This is a genomic window from Arthrobacter sp. 7Tela_A1 (assembly GCF_049311065.1).
In the GTDB taxonomy this organism is placed as follows: Bacteria; Actinomycetota; Actinomycetes; order Actinomycetales; family Micrococcaceae; genus Arthrobacter_B.
In genome coordinates this window covers 70,576-87,316 of the sequence record NZ_JAXIOO010000012.1, presented here as the reverse complement: position 1 = coordinate 87,316, position 16,741 = coordinate 70,576, and the positions used below count along the sequence as shown (strand labels likewise).

The 16,741-nt window shown below is 65.5% G+C and carries 12 protein-coding genes; 8 read left to right on the top strand and 4 right to left on the bottom strand.

Features of this window, described 5'->3' with window-relative positions:
• Positions 1–54 precede the first annotated feature (54 nt).
• Together TVB01_RS07475 and TVB01_RS07470 are read right to left on the bottom strand one after the other, a co-directional pair.
• Positions 55–654: a GDSL-type esterase/lipase family protein gene (locus tag TVB01_RS07475; RefSeq protein WP_227894606.1), complete on the bottom strand. Its 600-nt coding sequence runs from the start codon at positions 652–654 to the stop codon at positions 55–57.
• Between the two features lie 93 nt (positions 655–747).
• The gene (locus TVB01_RS07470; RefSeq protein WP_422455278.1) at positions 748–4,554 is read right to left on the bottom strand and encodes a multifunctional oxoglutarate decarboxylase/oxoglutarate dehydrogenase thiamine pyrophosphate-binding subunit/dihydrolipoyllysine-residue succinyltransferase subunit; all 3,807 of its coding nucleotides are present in this window, start codon (positions 4,552–4,554) and stop codon (positions 748–750) included.
• A gap of 505 nt (positions 4,555–5,059) precedes the next feature.
• On the opposite strand from TVB01_RS07470, the gene TVB01_RS07465 reads away from it, so the two are divergent.
• The 5 genes from TVB01_RS07465 to TVB01_RS07445 all read left to right on the top strand — a co-directional run bounded on the left by TVB01_RS07465 (position 5,060) and on the right by TVB01_RS07445 (position 10,244).
• Positions 5,060–6,427, top strand: a complete 1,368-nt coding sequence (locus TVB01_RS07465) for a hemolysin family protein (protein ID WP_422455277.1) — start codon at positions 5,060–5,062, stop codon at positions 6,425–6,427.
• A complete protein-coding gene (locus tag TVB01_RS07460; protein ID WP_422455276.1) occupies positions 6,424–7,494 on the top strand; it encodes a hemolysin family protein in 1,071 nt (356 codons plus the stop codon). Before TVB01_RS07465 ends, TVB01_RS07460 begins: the two co-directional genes overlap by 4 nt.
• Before the next feature lie 98 nt (positions 7,495–7,592).
• Complete coding sequence (locus tag TVB01_RS07455) at positions 7,593–8,573, top strand: metal ABC transporter solute-binding protein, Zn/Mn family (RefSeq protein ID WP_422455275.1); 981 nt, start codon at positions 7,593–7,595, stop codon at positions 8,571–8,573.
• A gap of 32 nt (positions 8,574–8,605) precedes the next feature.
• Positions 8,606–9,385: a metal ABC transporter ATP-binding protein gene (locus TVB01_RS07450; RefSeq protein WP_422455280.1), complete on the top strand. Its 780-nt coding sequence runs from the start codon at positions 8,606–8,608 to the stop codon at positions 9,383–9,385.
• A complete protein-coding gene (locus TVB01_RS07445; protein WP_422455274.1) occupies positions 9,372–10,244 on the top strand; it encodes a metal ABC transporter permease in 873 nt (290 codons plus the stop codon). Before TVB01_RS07450 ends, TVB01_RS07445 begins: the two co-directional genes overlap by 14 nt.
• 19 nt (positions 10,245–10,263) lie before the next feature.
• Here the strand turns inward: TVB01_RS07445 and TVB01_RS07440 are convergent, their stop codons facing one another.
• Positions 10,264–10,683 carry a Fur family transcriptional regulator gene (locus tag TVB01_RS07440; RefSeq protein ID WP_422455273.1) on the bottom strand — a complete coding sequence of 140 codons (420 nt, stop codon included), beginning with the start codon at positions 10,681–10,683 and terminating at the stop codon, positions 10,264–10,266.
• A gap of 115 nt (positions 10,684–10,798) precedes the next feature.
• Between TVB01_RS07440 and TVB01_RS07435 the strand changes: the two genes are divergently transcribed.
• The 3 genes from TVB01_RS07435 (at position 10,799) to TVB01_RS07425 (ending at position 12,817) form a co-directional block, all read left to right on the top strand.
• On the top strand, positions 10,799–11,458 hold the full coding sequence (locus TVB01_RS07435) for an MBL fold metallo-hydrolase (protein WP_422455272.1): 660 nt from the start codon (positions 10,799–10,801) through the stop codon (positions 11,456–11,458).
• The gene (locus tag TVB01_RS07430) at positions 11,455–12,294 is read left to right on the top strand and encodes a sulfurtransferase (protein ID WP_422455271.1); all 840 of its coding nucleotides are present in this window, start codon (positions 11,455–11,457) and stop codon (positions 12,292–12,294) included. Before TVB01_RS07435 ends, TVB01_RS07430 begins: the two co-directional genes overlap by 4 nt.
• Before the next feature lie 94 nt (positions 12,295–12,388).
• Positions 12,389–12,817 carry an HIT family protein gene (locus TVB01_RS07425; RefSeq protein WP_422455270.1) on the top strand — a complete coding sequence of 143 codons (429 nt, stop codon included), beginning with the start codon at positions 12,389–12,391 and terminating at the stop codon, positions 12,815–12,817.
• Positions 12,818–12,833: 16 nt separating this feature from the next.
• Here TVB01_RS07425 and hrpA read toward each other — a convergent pair whose 3' ends face one another.
• Positions 12,834–16,730 carry an ATP-dependent RNA helicase HrpA gene (gene hrpA, locus TVB01_RS07420; RefSeq protein ID WP_422455269.1) on the bottom strand — a complete coding sequence of 1,299 codons (3,897 nt, stop codon included), beginning with the start codon at positions 16,728–16,730 and terminating at the stop codon, positions 12,834–12,836.
• Positions 16,731–16,741: the final 11 nt, after the last annotated feature.

Here is a 16,741-nt window from a genome sequence, read left to right as displayed (position 1 = left end):
GCCGGCCCGGCCGCCCCGGCGGCCCCCGGCCCGGCATTGCCGAGCAGGAAGATTTCAGTTCATGTCCGGCAGGTCGAGCCAGCGGAACCAGCCGCGGTGCAGGACCAGCCAGGCGATCAGCCCGTAGCCGGCCTGTCCGGGGGTGCCGCCGTTGGCAGCGAGGTCGGTGCGCCACTGCTCATGGTTCAGCAGCGGCGTCAGGGTATCGACATAGACATGCTTGCGCCGCGTCGTGACATCCCCGAAAGCAGCGGAGAGATCCGCCAGCTTCCGGTTGCGCTCCGCATCGAGGCCCGGGGGAGGACCTACGACCAGGACCTTGATGCTCATCTGGGCAGCGCCGTCGAGGATGTTGGCCAGGTTCAGCCGACTGCGTGCCGTCGAGAGTTCCAGATCAAGGTCGCGGTCCGAAAGGCCGATGACCAGGCGGTTCTCGCAGCTCTCATCGAACCTGCGGCCGGCCTCCATCAGCCAGCGGTTTGCCAGTGCTTCGGTGCCTTCGCCGGGAGCAGCAAGGCTGTACGCCTCGAGCTGTGCGGTTTCCGGCGTCGTACGGGCGAGCACACGGCCCAGCCAGCCCAGCGCGCGGGGATCACCGTGTCCGGCGAGCAGTTCGTCACCGACCGCAGCGAGCCTGATTCTGCGTTGTTCCACGAGTTGCCTTTTCCATTTGACGGGATATCCAGAGAAAGGATTGCGTTAAAAGCCGGGTGGGGCACCACCGGTGCCCCACCCAAACCTAGCCTACTATCGGCGTTCGAAGGCCTTCTTGACCAGGATGTCCTGCTCAACTGCGTGGCGCTTGGCCGAGCCGGTTGCGGTCGATGCTGACGCCGGACGGGAAGCCAGCCGCAGCGGCCGGTCCAGTTCCTGCGGCAGGTTCAGACCGATAAACGGCCACGGACCCTGGTTGGCGGGCTCGTCCTGCGCCCACACAATCTCGGCATTCGGGTACTTCGCCACGGCTTCCTTGATCTCGTTGACCGGCAGCGGGTAAAGCTGCTCGACGCGGATGATCGCCGTCTTCTCGTCATTGGTCTTCTGGCGGTTGGCCAGCAGATCGTAGTAGAGACGGCCGGAGACCAGGAGCACCTTGTCGACGGCGTTCGCATCCAGTTCGGCATGCTCGCCGATGACCGGCTGGAAGGAACCCTGGGTGAACTCCTCCACCGAAGTCGCGGCGGCCTTCAGGCGCAGCAGCTGCTTCGGAGTGAAGATCACCAGCGGCTTGCGCGGCCGGCTGTACGCCTGGCGGCGCAGCAGGTGGAAGTGCGAGGCACCGGTGGTCGGGTTCGCCACGATCATGTTGTCCTCGGCACACAGCTGCAGGAAGCGCTCGATCCTGGCCGAAGAGTGGTCCGGGCCCTGGCCCTCATAGCCGTGCGGCAGCATCATGACGAGCGAGGAGCGCTGGCCCCACTTCTGCTCGGCCGAGGAAATGAACTCGTCAATGATGGTCTGCGCGCCGTTGACGAAGTCGCCGAACTGCGCTTCCCACAGGACGAGGGCATCGGGGCGTTCCACTGAGTAGCCGTATTCGAAGCCGAGGGCTGCGAATTCGGAAAGCAGGGAGTCGTAGATCCACAGCTTGGCCTGGTTCGGGTCCAGTTCTCCCAGCGGCATCCACTCGGCGCCGGTTGCCCGGTCGTGGAAGACAGCGTGGCGCTGGGTAAACGTGCCGCGGCGGGAGTCCTGTCCGGCCAGGCGGACGGGAACACCTTCCATCAGCAGCGAACCGAAGGCCGCAATTTCCGCGAAGCCCCAGTCGATGTTGCCCTCGCGGGACATCTGCTCGCGCTTTTCCAGCAGTGACTTCAGCTTCGGATGCACGGTGAAGCCCTCAGGGACCGCCACGTGCGCCTTGCCGATGTGCGCGAGGGTGTCCGCGGAGATCGCCGTGGTGGACGGCGCGACGACGGTGGAGCCTTCCTGCTGGGCAGCAGGGCGTTCCAGGTCGGAGACAGCCTCGGAATCCTTGGTGATGACCGGGATCGGCGAGGTCTGGGCGGCGTGCGTCTCGGCGAAGACCCGCTCCAGGCGGCTCTGGTAGTCGCGCAGCGCCTGCTCCGCTTCTTCCTGGCTGATGTCGCCGCGTCCAATCAGGGACTCGGTGTACAGCTTGCGCACGGAACGCTTCGCTTCGATCAGCGAGTACATCATCGGCTGCGTCATCGAGGGATCGTCGCCCTCATTGTGTCCGCGGCGGCGGTAGCAGACCATGTCGATGACGACGTCCTTGTTGAACCGCTGGCGGTAGTCGAAGGCCAGCTGGGCCATCCGGACAACCTGCTCCGGATCGTCGCCGTTCACGTGGAAGATCGGTGCCTGGACCATCTTGGCAACGTCCGTCGCGTAAACGGAGGAGCGTGAGGACGTCGGGGCGGTGGTGAAGCCGACCTGGTTGTTCACGATCACGTGGATGGTGCCGCCGGTGCGGTAGCCGCGCAGCTGGGAGAGGTTGAGCGTCTCCGCCACCACGCCCTGTCCGGCGAAGGCAGCATCACCGTGGATGAGGATCGGCAGGACGGGGAATTCATCCCCGCGGTCCAGCCGGTCCTGCTTGGCGCGGACGATTCCTTCGAGGACCGAGTCGCCGGCCTCGAGGTGCGACGGGTTGGCAGCCAGGTAGACCTTCGTCTGGTTGCCGTTGTCCGACGTGAACGTTCCCTCGGTGCCGAGGTGGTACTTCACGTCGCCGGAGCCCTGGACGGAGCGCGGATCCTGGGTGCCCTCGAATTCGCGGAAGACCTGGGCATAGGTCTTGCCGGCGATGTTGGTCAGCACGTTCAGGCGGCCGCGGTGGGCCATGCCGATTCCGACTTCTTCCATGCCTTCGTCTGCGGCACCGGAAATGATCGCGTCCAGCAGCGGAATCAGCGATTCGCCGCCTTCGAGGGAGAAGCGCTTCTGGCCGACGAACTTGGTCTGCAGGAACGTCTCGAACGCTTCAGCAGCGTTGAGCTTGCTGAGGATGCGCAGCTGCTCTTCGCGGGAAGGCTTGCTGTAGGGAGCCTCAAGGCGGTCCTGGAACCAGTTGCGCTCTTCCGGATCCTGGATGTGCATGTACTCGATGCCTGCCGTGCGGCAGTAGGCATCCCGCAGGACACCGAGGATCTTGCGCAGCTTCAGCATCGGCTTGCCGCCGAATCCGCCGGTGGGCCATTCGCGGTCCAGGTCCCAGAGGGTCAGGCCGTGGTTGAGGATGTCCAGGTCAGCGTGGCGGCGCTGGACGTACTCGAGCGGGTTGGTGTCCGCCATCAGGTGGCCGCGCACGCGGTAGGCGTGGATCAGCTGCTGGATGCGGGCAACCTTGTTGACCTGCTCATCCGGGTTGACCTGGATGTCGGGGCTCCAGCGAACCGGCTCGTACGGGATGCGCAGGGACTCGAAGACGTCGTCGTAGAAGTTCTGCTCGCCCAGCAGCAGCTGGTGGACGATGCGCAGGAACTCGCCGCTGCCGGCTCCCTGGATGACGCGGTGGTCATAGGTGGAGGTCAGCGTGATGACCTTTGAAATAGCGTTGCGGGCGAGGATCTTCTCATTCGCGCCCTGGAACTCCGCCGGGTACTCAAGGGCACCTGCACCGATGATGCAGGCCTGGCCCTTGGAGAGGCGGGGAACGGAATGAACCGTCCCGATGCCGCCCGGGTTTGTCAGGGAGATGGTCGTCCCCTTGTAATCGTCGGCGGTGAGCTTGCCGGCGCGCGTGCGCTTCACCAGGTCTTCGTAGGCGTGCCAGAACTCCGAGAAGTTCAGTGTCTCGGCCTTCTTGATGTTCGGGACCACCAGCAGGCGGGTGCCGTCCGGCTTCGGCATGTCGACGGCGAGGCCGAAGTTGATGTGCGCGGGCTGGACAGCAACGGGCTTGCCGTCCACCTCGTCGTAGTACACGTTCTGGGACGGGAACTGGGCCGCGGCACGGATGATGGCGTAACCGAGCAGGTGCGTGAAGGAGACCTTGCCGCCGCGGGCACGTTCCAGGTGGCTGTTGATGACAATGCGGTTGTCGATCAGCAGCTTGGCCGGTACGGCACGCACGGTGGTGGCTGTGGGGACACTCAGGCTGAGGTCCATGTTCGTGGCGATGGCCTTGGCCGGACCGCGCAGGACAGTAACGGTGTCCTCTTCGGTCTGGGTGCTGGGCTTCGTCTTGGGGAGCTGCGCCGGGATGGGGGCGGGCTTGGCGGCTGCTTCGGCAGACTTGGGCTCGTCCTGGGGAGCCGAGGCTTCCTTGGCTACGGGCGGCTTGCCGGACTGCTGCGTGGCTGCCGGCGATTCACCTGAGGCCTTGGGGGCCTGTGCCTCTGTCTGGACGACAGGAAGCTGGCGCGTTGCCGGATTCGTACCGAGTTCGCTGGGCGGGGTCGAGCCGTTGCCTGAGGCAGATCCGCCCTCAGCCTGCTTCCCGTCCTCCGTCTTGAAGGAGTCGAAAATGCTCCACCACTTCTTGTCGACCGAGTTCCTGTCCTTGAGGAACTGCTCGTACAATTCGTCGACAAGCCATTCGTTCCCGCCGAATTCCTCCGGCAGGCGGTGGTTGGGTTGGTCTGGCACTAGTTATACGCCTCTTCCATGAGTTGCCGTTTGCCCTGATGGCACCATGATCTGAGCGTTTCCGCCTCAAGACTTGCTGGTGCGGCCCGGTGCGCAGTGACCGAGACTTGGTTGCAAGTCTAGTTACAGATCGACGCAAGTGGCCAATCTCGGCGGCGTGTGGATGTGTGATGCATCACATCCACTGGTGGTGCAGCTGACGCGGCACGCGCTCCGCAGGTACCCCGGTGCCTCCGAAAGTGGATCTGGTGCCTGGAAGCGGAAGCTGTAAACTGGAAGGTCTATGGACAGCAACTCTAGGCGCCGGCCTGCCTCCACAGCTGCGGTTACCGCAGTTCGGATGCACAGAGCCGGCAACGCCCGCACACGATCCCCGCATTCTCCGGCCGCCTCATCGGAGCCTTCCAGTACGGCATCAGCCGACCATCCTCCGTCCGGCGGTTATCCGCCACAGTGCTCCGCGGAAGCCCAGTCACCAAGCTGCAAAGCGGGGGTGGCTTCCTAAATGGAGTGGTTATTCCTCCTTGCCGGCCTGCTGCTGATCTGCGGCACCGGCTTTTTCGTCGCCGTCGAGTTTTCCCTCGTGGCCCTCGACCAGCCCACTGTCAGGCGGGCAGTCGCCGACGGTGACACCGGTGCGGAGCCGCTGCTGCGCTGCCTGACCACACTTTCCACCCAGCTCTCAAGCTGCCAGCTTGGCATTACCCTGACGACGCTGCTCACCGGTTTTGTGATGGAGCCGTCCGTGGGACGGCTTCTCCAGGGGCCGCTCGCTGCCCTGGGCCTTCCGCCGGCGGCTGCACTGTCTGTTTCGGTGATTGCTGCCATGGTGCTGGCGACGCTGCTGTCGATGCTGCTGGGTGAACTGATTCCCAAGAACATGTCCATTGCCCTGCCGTTCAAGGTGGGGCGGGTGCTGGCACGGCCGCAGCTTGCTTTTACCTTTGTCTTTAAGCCGGCAATCCTGGTACTCAACGGCTTCTCCAACAAGGTCCTGAACCTGTTCGGCCTCGAAGCCAAGGAAGAGGTATCGGGGGCACGGACGCCGGCGGAGCTCTCCTCGATGGTCCGGCGTTCGGCTCAAATGGGAACCCTCGACCAGGGGACGGCCAACTTCCTGGCCCGCACCCTGTCCTTCTCCGAACGTACCGCCGCCGATGTGATGACTCCGCGCATCCGCCTGGAAACGATTGATTCAGAGCAGCCCGTTGCTGATGTGATCGAAGCGGCGCGCCGCACCGGGTATTCACGCTTTCCTATCCTGGGGGATTCACCGGATGACATCCGCGGCGTGGTGCACGTGAAGAAAGCGGTGGCGGTTCCCCGCCACAAGCGCTCGGAGCTTCCCGCCGCGGCCATCATGAGCGAGGTCCTGCGGGTGCCCGAGACGGTGCACCTGGACTCGCTGCTTTCCGAACTGCGCAGTGCCAACCTGCAGCTGGCTGTCGTGCTCGATGAGTACGGCGGAACCGCGGGTGTGGCAACGCTGGAGGACCTGGTCGAGGAAATCGTCGGAGAGGTCTCCGACGAGCATGACAAGCTGAAGCCCGGCGTACTGCAGAGTGCCTCCGGTTACTGGTATTTCCCGGGCATCATGCGCCCTGACGAGGTCTCGGAGCTCATTCCTTCGCTGGATGTTCCTGACGAGGCCGGGTACGAGACGGTGGGCGGCTACATCATGGCCGGTCTGGGGCGGATCGCCGAACCCGGCGATACCGTGCCTGTTCCGGGCGGGCTGCTGGAAGTCGAGCGGATGGACGGGCGGCGCATCGACCGTGTCTGCTTCATTCCTTCGCCGGAAGAAGACGAGGATGAAGGCCGCCCGGTCCACGGTGCGACGGCGGTTCCGGCACGCAGGGAAGGTGCCCGATGAACGATCTCGCAGGCATTTTCTGGCTCGTCATCCTGCTGCTGGGCAACGCGTTCTTCGTTGGCGCCGAGTTTGCGGTCATGTCGGCCCGCCGCAGCCAGATTGAACCGCTGGCCGAAGCCGGATCAAAACGGGCCAAGACCACGCTGTGGGCCATGGAGCACGTCTCCCTGATGCTCGCATGCGCCCAGCTGGGCATCACGGTGTGCTCCCTGCTGATCCTCTACGTCGCCGAACCGGCCATCCACCACCTGATGGCGGTGCCGCTGGAGGCTGTGGGCGTTCCGGTGGAAGTGGCCGACCTGGCCGGCTTCCTGGTGGCGCTGCTGTTCGTGACGTTCCTGCACGTGACCATTGGCGAGATGGTTCCGAAGAACATCTCAGTCTCCGTGGCCGACCGCGCCGCCCTGGCCCTGGCTCCGCCGCTGGTGATGGTCTCACGGGCGGTGCGTCCGGTGACTGCCAGCCTGAACTGGGTTGCCAACCACGCGCTGCGCCTGGTGGGCGTCACCCCCAAAGACGAGGTCACGTCCTCCTTCACCCTGCAGGAAGTGCAGTCGATCGTCCAGGAGTCCACCCGCCACGGGCTCGTGGCCGATGATTCCGGCGTGATCTCCGGGGCCCTGGAATTCTCCGGCCAGACCGCGGGTGAAGTAATGGTTCCGCTGGACGGCCTGGTCACGCTGCGCACCGACTGTACTCCGGCGGAGTTTGAAAAGGCGGTGGGCCGGACCGGTTTCTCCCGGTTCGTGCTGATGGACGACGCCGGGAACTTCACGGGGTACATGCACCTGAAGGACGTCATGGCCATCCCCGAGGAGGCTTACGAGCGCCCGATTACCGAGAACAAGGTCCGGACGCTGGCGAACCTCCGCCTGGACGACGGGATCGAGGATGCGCTTGCCGTCATGCAGCGCACCGGGTCGCATGTGGCCCGGGTCCTGGGGACGGACGGGCAGACGAAGGGTGTCCTCTTCCTCGAGGACATCATTGAACAGCTGGTCGGGGAGATCCGTGACGCCACGCAGGCGCAGGGCTCCCGCCGAACAGGGGAGAGCTTCAGCGGCTGACCCGAACTCAGATGCGAATGATTCGCGTTTGCGTTATGCTGGCAGCCTCCGGTATTCCCGGAGGCTGCACCATTACCTGAAACGGGGATACTGACTCTATGCGCCGCCTGCCCTTCCGCGTGGCCGGAACCATCGCCGCCACAGCCCTTGCGCTGTCAGCCTGCTCATCGGGTGACGGAGGGGGCCAGGACACCGACGAGGGAACTATCCGGGTGGTCGCGTCCACCAATGTCTACGGGAACATCCTGGAGTCGGTGGGCGGGAAATACGTCAGCGTTGAATCGATCATCAACCGCCCGTCCCAGGATCCCCACTCCTACGAGGCAACGGCACGGGACAAGCTCGCTGTATCCGGGGCAGGACTCATCGTCCTGAACGGCGGCGGATATGACAGCTTCATGGAAGTCCTCGTCGAGGACGAGGGCGTGCCTTCCGAGGACGTCCTGAACGCCGTCGAGATTTCCGGCCTGGAAGACGGCTCAGACCACACGCACGGCTCGGAGAACGCCGAAACCGGCTCCGGGTCCGCGGACGCGCATGACGGACACTCCCACGGCGGATTCAACGAACATGTCTGGTACGACCCGTCGGCAATGGCCCTGCTGGCAGAGGCGGCAGCCGAGCGGCTCGCCGAACTCGACCCGGCGAACGAAGCGGCTTTCCGCGGCAACGCGGCGGCGTTCAGCGACGGCATCGCGGAACTGGAAACACGCGTGGAAGCCCTCCGTGCCCCGGGCGGGGACCGGGACGTTGCCATGACCGAGCCGGTGCCCGAGTACCTGCTCGAAGACGCCGGACTGCACAACGTCACACCCGCGGATTTCACCGAAGCCGTGGAGGAAGGCTCCGATGTGCCTCCGGCAGTCCTGAAACAGATGCAGGACCTCGTGGCCTCCGGGGACATTGCGTTCCTGGCCTATAACGACCAGACATCCACGTCGCAGACGGAAGCCGTCCGCGCTGCGGCAGAAGACGCCGGCGTGCCCGTTCTCGATTTCTCCGAGACCCTGCCTGAGGGGCAGGACTATCTTGGCTGGATGAACTCGAACGTCGATGCACTTGAGGGCGTCCTGAAGTGACCCGCGCCGTCGTGCAGCTGCGGGGTGCCTCCATGGCCTTCGGCAGCCGCACGCTGTGGGAAGGCCTGGACCTGGACATCAACGCCGGAGAATTCTTGGCCGTCCTTGGCCCCAACGGCACCGGCAAGACCACGTTGCTGAAGGTGCTCCTCGGGTTGCAGCCGCTCAGTGCGGGGACTGTGAGGATTAACGGCCGGAAGGTCGAACGGGGAAGCAAGGACATCGGCTACATTCCGCAGCAGAAGTCCTTTGCTGCCGGCACGCCGCTGCGCGGCCGGGACCTGGTGGGAATGGGGGTCGACGGCGACAGATGGGGCGTGCGCCTGCGCCGCGCCCCGGTGCGCCGGCGGGTGGACGAACTCCTGGCCCAGGTAGGTGCCGGCAGCTATGCCGACCAGCCCGTGGGCATGCTGTCCGGCGGAGAATTGCAGCGCCTGCGCGCGGCACAGGCACTGGCTACGGACCCCGACCTGCTGCTCTGCGACGAGCCGCTGCTGTCCCTGGACCTCCACCACCAGCAGGCCATCAGCGCCCTCATCGATGCGCGCTGCCATGTCCACGACTCCGCCGTCGTCTTCGTGACGCACGAAATCAATCCGATCATCGACTACGTGGACCGGGTCCTGTACCTGGCGGGCGGTTCCTTCCGCACCGGAACCCCGGATGAAGTACTGCGCTCGGACGTGCTCTCGGATATGTACGGTTCCCATGTGGAGGTGCTGCGCAGCCACGGCCGGATCGTGGTGCTGGGCGTCCCGGACGCCACCACGCACCACCACGGCGACCCCGAAGGCGACCATGGACCTTTCTGACTTTTTCTCCACCGTTTTCGACTTCCGTGACTACGGGCAGCTGCTGCCGCTGGTATCCAACTCGCTGTGGGCTGCCGCCATCCTGGGCCTGGTCGGGGGAATGATCGGCGTCTTCGTGATGATGCGGGACCTGGCGTTCGCCGTCCACGGCATCGCCGAGCTGTCTTTTGCCGGAGCGGCGCTGGCACTGCTGCTGGGCGTCAACGTTGTCCTCGGATCGCTGGTCGGCTCCATCGCCGCAGCCCTGCTGCTGGCGCTGCTGGGGCTGCGGGCCCGGGACCGGAACTCCATCACCGGCGTCATCATGCCCTTTGGGCTGGGCCTGGGCATCCTGTTCCTGGCCCTGTATGAGGGCCGCTCAGCCAACAAGTTCGGCCTGCTGACCGGACAGATCGTCGCCGTGGACAGCGTCCAGCTGAACCTGCTGGCGATCTGCGCCGCCGTCGTCATTGTTGGCCTCCTGGTGGTGTGGCGGCCGCTGACGTTCGCCAGTGCCGATCCGGAACTCGCCGAGGCCCGCGGTGTCCCGGTGGGCGCGCTCTCGATCGTGTTTATGTTCCTGCTCGGCCTGTCCGTGGCGCTGTCGATCCAGGTGGTCGGTGCCCTGCTGGTGCTCTCGCTGCTGATCACCCCGGCGGCGGCAGCCCTGCTGGTGACATCTTCGCCGCGGCTGGTGGTGGCACTGAGCGTGATCTTTGCACTGGTTTCCGCGGTGGGCGGGATCCTGCTGGCGCTGGGCGGCCGGATTCCGATCAGCCCCTACGTCACCACGATTTCCTTCGCGATCTACCTGGTCTGCCGGGTCATCATGCAGGTCCGCGGCCGCAGCAGGCGCCTGCAGGCCAGCCCTGCCGCGTAGCGGAGGAACCCGTTACGCCTTAGCGGGAACAGTCGGGGCAGAGCCCAAAGACCTCAACGGTATGGGCAACGTCGGTGAAGCCGTGCTCCTTGCCGAGACGCGCTGCCCAGTTCTCCACTGCAGGAGCTTCCACTTCCACAGCCTTCCCGCACTTGCGGCACACCAGGTGGTGGTGATGGTGCGCAGCTTCGCACCGACGGTACAGGGCCTCGCCGTCGGCACCGCGGAGCACATCGACCTGTTCTTCATCCGCCAGGGACTGCAGGATCCGGTAGGTGGTGGCCAGTGAAACCTGCTCGCCGCGGTCCTGCAGTAGGCGGTGCAGTTCCTGCGTGCTGACGAAGTCGTCCAGGGAGTCCAGCGTCCGTCCCACGGCGAGGCGCTGCCGCGTAACCCGGGGCTCGGCCGGCCGCCGCGGAGGGGAGGGCTGCGCTGGCATGGAATCTCCTGCTCTGGTGGGTAAGTCGGACCTTCCCCAGATTATCAGCGCCATTGCCGCTTCGCTCCGGCTTCGTCCCGGCCGCTGCCGGAACCCGGCGGAGTATCGTGACCCTATGAAAATGACCAAGTACTCCCATTCCTGTGTCCGTTTCGAAAAAGAAGGCACCGTGCTGGTGCTGGATCCCGGCACCTTTTCAGAGGTGGATCAAGCCCTGGAGAGTGCTGATGCCATCCTGGTGACGCATGAACATGCGGACCACATCGACCGGGAGCGGGTGCTGCCCATCCTCGCAGCGGCCCCGAACCTCCACCTGTATGCACCGCCGGTGCTGGCCGGTTCCCTGCGGGCAGACGCAGCTGAGGACGTCCGAACCCGCATTCACGACGTCGAGCCCGGCACAGCTTTCACCATTGGCCCGATAGCCGTGCGTTCGTTCGGATTCCAGCATGCCCTGATTCATCCGCTGGTGCCCATGGTGGAAAACGTGGCGTATCTGATCGAGGACGGCATTTACCATCCCGGGGATTCCTTTACGGTCCCGCACGGACTGAAGGCCCGTACCCTGCTGGTGCCAATCCACGCCCCCTGGTCCAAGGTCGGCGAGGTGATCGATTTCGTCATTGCCTGCGGCGCAGAGACCGCTTACCCCATCCACGACGCGCTGCTGAACGGGAACGGACGCGGCGTGGTGGAGAAGCACCTGGAACGCTTCGGCCCCATGTACGGCACGCAGTACGTCAGCCTCGCAGCCGGAGAATCGGTGGACGTATGACGGAGGTGCTGATCAGCCCGCAAGAATTGTCAGACGTGCTCGAAAGCGGCGCACCGGTTCGGCTGCTGGACGTGCGCTGGGAGCTCGGCCGCACGGACGGCTACCTGCGCTACGCGGCCGGGCATCTCCCCGGGGCCGTCTACGTTGACCTGGACACCGAACTCTCCTCGCCTCCCGGACCCGGCGGCCGGCACCCGCTGCCCTCACCGTCGGTCTTTGCCGCGATGGCCAAGTGGTGGGGGATCAACGACGGCGACCTCGTGGTGGCGTATGACGCTTCCGGAGGCAGCGCCGCCGCCCGCGCCTGGTGGCTGCTGCGCCATGCCGGTTATCCGCACGCAAGGCTGCTGGACGGCGGCCTGCAGGCCTGGGCGGACGCCGGGGGAGAGCTGGTGAAGGGTCCCGTGACCCCGGAGCCCGGGAACGTCACCCTTTCCTGGGACCATATGCCCACAGCGGACATGGAGCGGGCCGGTGAAATCGCGTCGGTGGGCGTGCTGATCGATGCCCGTGCCCCCGAACGCTACCGCGGCGAGAGCGAGCCGATCGATCCCCGGGCGGGACACATTCCCGGTGCCGTCAACATCCCGGCCGCCGGCAACCTGGATCCGCGGGGCCGGTTCGCCGATCCTTCCGTCCTGCGCGGGCGATTTGAAGCTGCCGGAGTGGACGGCTCCAAACCCGTGGCAACCTACTGCGGCTCCGGCGTCTTCGCTGCGGCGGAGGTAGCCGCGCTTGCAGTGGCAGGCTTCGAGGCAGCCCTGTATCCCGGCTCATGGTCTGAATGGTCGTCCACCCCCGGCCGGCCGGTGGCGACCGGGGCTGAGGACGGGTAGCGTCAGAGCCATGTTTACCGGCCGTCCCGTTCCCCCGCCGCTGCCCGTGCAGCGCTCCGGCGGGCTGGTCCGGAAGTCACCTCAAGGAGAACGCATGAGCACACTATTCACCCGGATCATCGAGGGTGAGATCCCCGGCCGCTTCGTCTGGAAGGACGACGACGTGGTCGCGTTCCTCAGCATCGGCCCCCTCGCTGACGGCCACACCCTGGTGGTTCCGCGCCGGGAAGTGGACAAGTGGACGGACGCTCCCGCGGACCTGCTCGCCAGGCTGACGGCTGTGGCCCAGGAGATTGGCAAGGTCCAGGTGGAAGCCTTCGGCGCGGAACGTGCGGGCCTGACCATCGCCGGCTTCGAAATCGACCACCTGCACCTTCACGTCTGGCCGGCCAACTCGCTGGCGGATTTCGACTTCAGCCGGGCAGAAACCAATCCGGACCAGGACCGCATGGCTGCCAACGCGGAGAAGATCCGCGAGGGCCTGCGGGCCGCGGGCCACGGCCGGTTCGTCCCCGAGGCCTAGCGGGCATCCCGAAGGCCTAGGCCGGAGCCAAAGCCTGGTTCAGGGCGGTCCGGATCCGTTTCTCCGAAACGGACCGGGCCGTTCCCAGTTCCTGGGCAAAGAACGAAATCCTCAATTCTTCGATCATCCAGCGGACCTCCGCCAGTGCCGGGGGAGTGCCGCGCCCGGGCGCCAGGGCCGCTACGGCGTCGTCGTAATCGTCTTCGAGCCCCTGCACCACTGCCATATTCAGCGAATCCCGCTGGACATTCGTGGGCAGTTTTTCCAGCCGGCGCTCGATGCCCGCCAGGTACCGCGGAAGCTGGGCGAGCTGGGCATAACCGGTCCGGGCCACAAAGCCGGGATAGACCAATTGCTCCAGCTGGGCGCGGACATCATTCAGCGCCGAAATCAGCGCCAGTGAGGTGGTGCCCTTGAGCTGTTTCTGGATCCGGCGGGTAGCCGAGAGGACCTTCTCCACGATTGCGGTCACGGTGAAGACGGTGTCGATCAGTTCCGCCCGGACCTTCTCATAGAGCGCATCGAACTCTTCCCGGGACCAGGGCAGGTCCTCCGGCGTGAGCTTGTCAATCGCGGCCAAGGTGCAGTCCTGGATCAGAGCCGCCACCGAGCCGTGCGGGTTTTGGCTGAAGGTCAGCTTTTCCGCGTTGCTGAGGTGTTCAAGCACGTACTTGGCGGGACTGGGGACACGCAGGGCCAGCAGACGGATGACTCCGCCGCGCATCGCTGCGGCCTGTTCCGCTGCGCTTTGGTAAACACGCAGGCCGGCGGTGGTGCCTTCGTCGACGAGGGCGGGGTAGCCGGTGACGGTGTGGCCGGCCACCAGGGTGGCGACCTGCCGCTGGATCGTGCCGACGCTCCACTCAGTGAGGCCGGTTTCCTCCCGGAACGACGGCGTGACCTGCCCGTTCGATGCGGCATTCGGTCCCGCGGCGCGTGCAGGGCTGCCCTTGGCTTTCGGCGCCGGTTTTACCGTTCCCGGCGTTGCCCCGAGGGATTCGGCTATTGCCCGCCGGGTGGCAGGAGCCAGGGATTCCTGCAAAACGGCAAGATCCTTGCCTTCGTCCAGGACCCGGCCGGAGGAATCCACCACGGAAAAGCGCATGCGCAGGTGTTCCGGGATGGCGTCCCAGTTCCAGGAACCGGGCGGGATGATGTGTCCCTTGAGCCGGCGCAGGGCCAGTTCAAGCGACGGTTCCAGGGGATCCGACGCCGGGTCGAAGTCCGCTGCCAGGGCCGCTGCGGCAGCCCGGGCCACATCCGGGGCGGGGATGAAGTTCTTCCGTATGGACTTCGGCAGGGACTTGATCAGCGCCGTGATCAGTTCGGCCCGCAGACCGGGGATCTGCCAGCGGAACGGTTCCGGGTCCAGCTGGTTCAGGAACAGCACCGGGACCTCGACCGTCACGCCGTCGTTGGCACCCGGAACTCCGGGGGTGAACTCGTAGGAGAGCGGCAGGTCGAAGTCCGCGTAGCGGAAGGTCTTCGGGAACTCGGCTTCGTCCAGGCCGGCGGCGTCGTCGGTGCGCAGCGCGTCCGGATCGAAGTCCAGCAGCGCCGGATTCTCATGCCGGGCGTGCTTCCACCACTTGTCGAAGTGCCGTTCGGAGACCACCTCGGAACCGATGCGCTCGTCGTAGAACTCGAAGAGCGTCTCGTCATCCACCCGCAGGCCGCGGCGGCGGACCCGGGTCTCCAGTTCTTCGACTTCGGCGAGCAGGGCCTGGTTGCGGTGGAAAAACTTGTGGTGCGTTCGCCAGTCACCCTCCACCAGGGCATGCCGGATGAACATTTCGCGGGAGAGCACCGGATCGATGCGTCCGTAGTTCACGCTGCGGCGTGGAATCACCGGCACACCGTAGAGCGTGACCTTCTCATAGGCCATGACTGAGCCGTTGCGCTTGGACCAGTGCGGCTCGCTATAGGTGCGCTTGATGAGGTGCGGGGCCACTTCCTCCACCCACAGCGGATCAAACTTGGCGGCGATCCGGGCCCAGAGCCGGGAGGTTTCCACCAGCTCGGCGGCCATGACCCAGTCGGGGGACTTCTTGAACAGGGCTGATCCGGGGAAGACAGCGAACCGGGTACCCCGCGCACCGGCATACTCGCGCTTGCGCTGGTCGTAGAGGCCGATGTGGCTCAGCAGTCCGGCGAGCAGGGAAATGTGGACGTCTTTTTCTTTCCCGACCGGATCCACATCGCCGGGAGCAAGCGTGATCCCCAGCGGCTTGGCCAGCTGCCGCAGCTGGGCGAAGAGGTCCTGCCATTCCCGGATGCGCAGGAAGTTCAGGAACTCGTTTTTGCACAGCTTGCGGAACTGGGAGGAGGAGAGTTCCTTCTGCTTTTCCTGGACGTAGCGCCAGAGATTCAGGAAACCGGTGAAGTCCGAGTTCTCATCGATAAAGCGCTTGTGCAGTTCCGCGGCCTTCTGGGCCCGGGCGGGATCGTCCTTGGACGGCCGTTCACGCGGGTCCTGGATGGTCAGTGCCGCAGCCAGGACCATCACTTCGCGGACGCAGCCGCGCTGCCCGGCCTCCACGATCATGCGGCCCAGGCGCGGGTCGACGGGGAGCTGGGCCAGTTTGCGCCCGACGACGGTGATCCCGCCCTTGGGCTGCAGGGCACCGAGCTCGCGCAGCAGCAGCGCGCCGTCGTTCACGGCTTTGGCATCCGGCGGCTGGACGAACGGGAAGTCTGCAACGTCCTTGGGCCCCTCGGCCACACCCATGGCGGCCATCTGCAGGATGACGGCGGCAAGATTGGTGCGAAGGATCTCGGGGTCGGTGAATTCCGGCCGGGCGTCAAAGTCCTCTTCGGAATAGAGACGGATGGCGATGCCGTCCGAGACGCGCCCGCAGCGGCCCGAGCGCTGGTTCGCCGAAGCCTGGGAGATGCGCTCGATGGGCAGGCGCTGGACCTTGGTGCGGTGCGAGTAGCGTGAAATGCGGGCGGTGCCGGTGTCGATCACGTATTTGATGCCGGGGACCGTCAGCGAGGTCTCCGCAACGTTCGTGGCCAGGACTATGCGGCGCTGCTTGCCGGGGGAGAACACCCGGTGCTGTTCCGCCAGGGAGAGCCGGGCATAGAGCGGCAGGATTTCCGCGTTGGCGAGACGGGGGTTGCGGGTGACCGTTCCGCGCAGCGCGTCGGCGGCGTCCCGGATTTCCCGTTCGCCGGAGAAGAAGATGAGGATGTCCCCGGGGGCCTCACGGGAGAGTTCGTCAACGGCGTCGCAGACGGCGTCCAGCGGATCGCGGTCTTCTTCGAGTTCGTCCTCGTCGTCCGCTGCTCCGAGGGCGGGCTGGTTCAGCGGGCGGTAGCGGATCTCCACCGGGAAGGTCCGGCCGGATACTTCGATGATGGGGGCCGGTGTTCCGTCCGGGGACGCGAAGTGCTGGGCGAACCGTTCGGGATCGATGGTGGCGGAGGTAATGATGATCTTCAGGTCCGGGCGCTCGGGCAGCAGGCGCTTGAGGTAACCGAGGATGAAGTCGATGTTGAGGCTGCGCTCGTGCGCCTCGTCAATGATGATGGTGCTGTACTTCTTGAGCTTGCGGTCGTGCTGGATTTCCGCGAGGAGGATGCCGTCGGTCATCAGCTTGACCTTGGTATCCCGGCTGGTCTCCCCGGTGAACCTCACCTGGAAGCCCACTTCGGCGCCGATTTCTACGTCGAGCTCCTCAGCGATCCGTTCCGCGACAGTGCGGGCTGCGAGGCGCCGGGGCTGCGTGTGGCCGATCAGGCCCTTCTCCGCCAGGCCCAGTTCCAGGCACATCTTCGGAATCTGGGTGGTTTTTCCCGAGCCTGTGGCACCGGCGATCACGGTAACCTGGTTCGCCGCAACGGCGGCCATGATGTCATCCCGGCGCTCCGAGACTGGAAGCTGCGGGGGATAGGAAATTGTCAGTGCCATAGTTGGCACCA

Bases quoted from the DNA above. Each gene is read 5' to 3' on its own strand.
- TVB01_RS07425 (WP_422455270.1), top strand. From the start codon at position 12,389: ATGAGCACACTATTCACCCGGATCATCGAGGGTGAGATCCCCGGCCGC.
- hrpA (WP_422455269.1), bottom strand. From the start codon at position 16,730: ATGGCACTGACAATTTCCTATCCCCCGCAGCTTCCAGTCTCGGAGCGC.
- TVB01_RS07435 (WP_422455272.1), top strand. From the start codon at position 10,799: ATGAAAATGACCAAGTACTCCCATTCCTGTGTCCGTTTCGAAAAAGAA.
- TVB01_RS07445 (WP_422455274.1), top strand. From the start codon at position 9,372: ATGGACCTTTCTGACTTTTTCTCCACCGTTTTCGACTTCCGTGACTAC.
- TVB01_RS07465 (WP_422455277.1), top strand. From the start codon at position 5,060: ATGGAGTGGTTATTCCTCCTTGCCGGCCTGCTGCTGATCTGCGGCACC.
- TVB01_RS07430 (WP_422455271.1), top strand. From the start codon at position 11,455: ATGACGGAGGTGCTGATCAGCCCGCAAGAATTGTCAGACGTGCTCGAA.
- TVB01_RS07455 (WP_422455275.1), top strand. From the start codon at position 7,593: ATGCGCCGCCTGCCCTTCCGCGTGGCCGGAACCATCGCCGCCACAGCC.
- TVB01_RS07450 (WP_422455280.1), top strand. From the start codon at position 8,606: ATGGCCTTCGGCAGCCGCACGCTGTGGGAAGGCCTGGACCTGGACATC.
- TVB01_RS07460 (WP_422455276.1), top strand. From the start codon at position 6,424: ATGAACGATCTCGCAGGCATTTTCTGGCTCGTCATCCTGCTGCTGGGC.
- TVB01_RS07440 (WP_422455273.1), bottom strand. From the start codon at position 10,683: ATGCCAGCGCAGCCCTCCCCTCCGCGGCGGCCGGCCGAGCCCCGGGTT.